Here is a 3,975-nt window from a genome sequence, read left to right on the forward strand (position 1 = left end):
ATACATTGTGAAGAGAAGATATGTCTGGAAGCTTCCAGGTGTTTTGAGCCCTTGTGGTTTGAAGCGTCCGAGCCCAGTCCCAGAGAAACCATGTGATGGCTTAGTCGGCCGGAATTGGCGGAGGGATTGGAGGTAGGAAGGAAAGCTTGTCCGAGGCATGTTTGTTGTTTGAAGGTTTAGGCCTTCATCTGATGGACATGCTGGATTGGTGTTGCCTGACCGCGCATCACCGGATGATATCTCGAGAAGCTGGTCTTAATGATACGACCTCGAAGTGCACCGGCGTGCCTTCATATGAGGATTGTATCGAACACGTCGATGTCATCGTTGGTGTTGCGGTTGTAAAAGGTAACCGTAACCGTTGTTCCTCTCTTTATCGTTAGGGATGGAATGGCTTTCGCGGCAGATTGAGTTTTGCCCGGATGGCCCGATTTGGTACCCCTTTGAGCGCAAGCGAGAAGGAAAGGTTCTGCCAAATCCAACAGATGATGAGCATAGACAATGAGAACGAAGAAGTGAATTAAGGGCATTTGGTGGATGCCTTGGCATGCACAGGCGAAGAAGGACGTGATACGCTGCGAAAAGCCGTGGGGAGCTGCGAATAAGCTTTGATCCATGGATCTCCGAATGGGGCAACCCACCTTAAATGCTTGGAAAATCCAGTCTGTTTTAACGAACGGCCTGGGTTTCCAAGCATTGTGATAAGGTATCTTACTTTCGAATACATAGGGGTAAGAAGCGAACGCAGGGAACTGAAACATCTAAGTACCTGCAGGAAAGGACATCAACCGAGACTCCGCAAGTAGTGGCGAGCGAACGCGGACCAGGCCAGTGGCAATGATGAATAAAGCGGAACGATCTGGAAAGGTCGGCCATAGAGGGTGATAGCCCCTTACGCGTAGAACAGTCATTGTCCTTGAGTAGGGCGGGACACGTGAAATCCTGTCTGAACATGGGGAGACCACTCTCCAAGCCTAAGTACTCGTGCATGACCGATAGCGAACAAGTACCGTGAGGGAAAGGTGAAAAGCACCCCGACGAGGGGAGTGAAATAGAACCTGAAACCGGATGCCTACAAACAGTCGGAGCCCGCAAGGGTGACGGCGTACCTTTTGTATAATGGGTCAACGACTTAGTGTAACTAGCAAGCTTAAGCCGGTAGGTGTAGGCGCAGCGAAAGCGAGTCTGAATAGGGCGATTGAGTTAGTTGCATTAGACCCGAAACCGAGTGATCTAGCCATGAGCAGGCTGAAGGTTGGGTAACACCAACTGGAGGGCCGAACCCGTATCTGTTGCAATAGATTGGGATGACTTGTGGCTAGGGGTGAAAGGCCAATCAAACTCGGAAATAGCTGGTTCTCCGCGAAATCTATTTAGGTAGAGCGTCGACCGAATACCCTCGGGGGTAGAGCACTGGATGGGCTATGGGGACTCACCGTCTTACTGATCCTAACCAAACTCCGAATACCGAGGAGTACTAGTCGGCAGACACACGGCGGGTGCTAACGTCCGTCGTGAAAAGGGCAACAACCCTGACCTCCAGCTAAGGTCCCCAAGTCATGGCTAAGTGGGAAAGGATGTGAGGATCCCAAAACAACCAGGATGTTGGCTTAGAAGCAGCCATCATTTAAAGAAAGCGTAACAGCTCACTGGTCTAAATAAGGGTCTTTGCGCCGAAAATGTAACGGGGCTAAAGCCATGCACCGAAGCTGAGGATATGCCGTAAGGCATGTGGTAGCGGAGCGTTCCGTAAGTCTGTGAAGGCGGACCCGTGAGGGCTGCTGGAGATATCGGAAGTGCGAATGTTGACATGAGTAACGATAAAGGGAGTGAGAGACTCCCTCGCCGAAAGACCAAGGGTTCCTGCTTAAAGTTAATCTGAGCAGGGTTAGCCGGCCCCTAAGACGAGGCGGACACGCGTAGTCGATGGGAACCACGTTAATATTCGTGGGCCTGGTGGTAGTGACGGATCTCGTGTGTTGTACATTCTTATTGGATTGAATGTGCGGCGAAGAGGTTCCAGGAAATAGCTCCACCGTATAGACCGTACCCGAAACCGACACAGGTGGTCAGGTAGAGTATACCAAGGCGCTTGAGAGAACTATGTTGAAGGAACTCGGCAAATTGCACGCGTAACTTCGGAAGAAGCGTGACCCCATTTTAGGCAACTATGATGGGGTGGCACAGACCAGGGGGTAGCGACTGTTTATCAAAAACACAGGGCTCTGCGAAGTAGCAATACGACGTATAGGGTCTGACGCCTGCCCGGTGCTGGAAGGTTAAAGGGAGGGGTGCAAGCTCTGAACTGAAGCCCCAGTAAACGGCGGCCGTAACTATAACGGTCCTAAGGTAGCGAAATTCCTTGTCGGGTAAGTTCCGACCTGCACGAATGGCGTAACGACTTCCCCGCTGTCTCCAACATAGACTCAGTGAAATTGAATTCCCCGTGAAGATGCGGGGTTCCTGCGGTCAGACGGAAAGACCCCGTGCACCTTTACTATAGCTTTACACTGGCATTCGCCAAGGCATGTGTAGGATAGGTGGTAGGCTTTGAAGCAGGGACGCCAGTTCTTGTGGAGCCATCCTTGAAATACCACCCTTATCTTCGTGGATGTCTAACCGCGGTCCGTTATCCGGATCCGGGACAGTGTATGGTGGGTAGTTTGACTGGGGCGGTCGCCTCCGAAAGAGTAACGGAGGCGCGCGATGGTGGGCTCAGACCGGTCGGAAATCGGTCGTCGAGTGCAATGGCATAAGCCCGCCTGACTGCGAGACTGACAAGTCGAGCAGAGACGAAAGTCGGTCATAGTGATCCGGTGGTCCCGTGTGGAAGGGCCATCGCTCAACGGATAAAAGGTACGCCGGGGATAACAGGCTGATGACCCCCAAGAGTCCATATCGACGGGGTTGTTTGGCACCTCGATGTCGACTCATCGCATCCTGGGGCTGGAGCAGGTCCCAAGGGTATGGCTGTTCGCCATTTAAAGCGGTACGTGAGTTGGGTTCAGAACGTCGTGAGACAGTTCGGTCCCTATCTGCCGTGGGTGTAGGAATATTGACAGGATCTGTCCCTAGTACGAGAGGACCGGGATGGACGTATCTCTGGTGGATCTGTTGTCCTGCCAAGGGCATAGCAGAGTAGCTATATACGGAATGGATAACCGCTGAAGGCATCTAAGCGGGAAACCAACCTGAAAACGAGTGTTCCCTATCAGAGCCGTGGAAGACGACCACGTTGATAGGACGGGTGTGGAAGCATGGCAACATGTGAAGCTTACCGTTACTAATAGCTCGATCGACTTCTTCGTTCCCATTGTTCATGCTCATCGAACGCAGTTCGATGATCTGTTCTGTCCTGACGCCCGAAGGGCTCCGGACGGGCCGCGCCACAGGGCGCGACGACCTCTGGTCTGTATGGCTGCCATGCTCGACTTCGAGCAAAGGTGGAATACGGATCGGTCACGGAAAGACGTGTTAAATTAAATAGAGCTTTGAGCTCTCCAGCTTCTCGAAACAGCAGTTTCCATGTGAAAACATGGAGCATGTTGCGTTTTGCCGACCTGGTGGTTATCGCGGGGCGGCTGCACCCGTTCCCATTCCGAACACGGCCGTGAAACGCCCCAGCGCCAATGGTACTCCGTCTCAAGACGCGGGAGAGTAGGTCGCTGCCAGGTCTGCAAAACGCAACATCTAATCTTCTCATTCACATTCTTCGGCCCAGCCGATAAAAAAAAGGGCCGCTCAAGCGGCCTTTTGTCGTTTAAGACCAGAATAAAAAAAGACGCCTCGTGCGTCCCTTAAAGGAGACAAATCGCCTTCGGCAATTTGCTCCGGCACCAAGCATAACCGCCATGCGGTTACGCTCTCGCGACAAGTTCTGCGAACTTGCGCTGGTAACGCGGGGTGGAGCAGCCCGGTAGCTCGTCAGGCTCATAACCTGAAGGCCGCAGGTTCAAATCCTGCCCCCGCAACCAA

General features: G+C 52.7%; 1 tRNA gene and 2 rRNA genes. All 3 read left to right on the top strand.

What is annotated here, in order from left to right:
• The first annotated feature begins 509 nt into the window (after nt 1–509).
• Nucleotides 510–3,308, top strand: a 23S ribosomal RNA gene (locus EXN68_RS27245).
• Nucleotides 3,309–3,559: 251 nt separating this feature from the next.
• Nucleotides 3,560–3,674 (top strand): 5S ribosomal RNA (rrf, locus tag EXN68_RS27250).
• Nucleotides 3,675–3,897: 223 nt separating this feature from the next.
• Nucleotides 3,898–3,974 (top strand) — tRNA-Met (locus EXN68_RS27255).
• Nucleotide 3,975: the final 1 nt, after the last annotated feature.

Source organism: Martinezella rhizogenes (assembly GCF_007002745.1).
GTDB classification, from domain to species: domain Bacteria; phylum Pseudomonadota; class Alphaproteobacteria; order Rhizobiales; family Rhizobiaceae; genus Agrobacterium; species Agrobacterium cucumeris.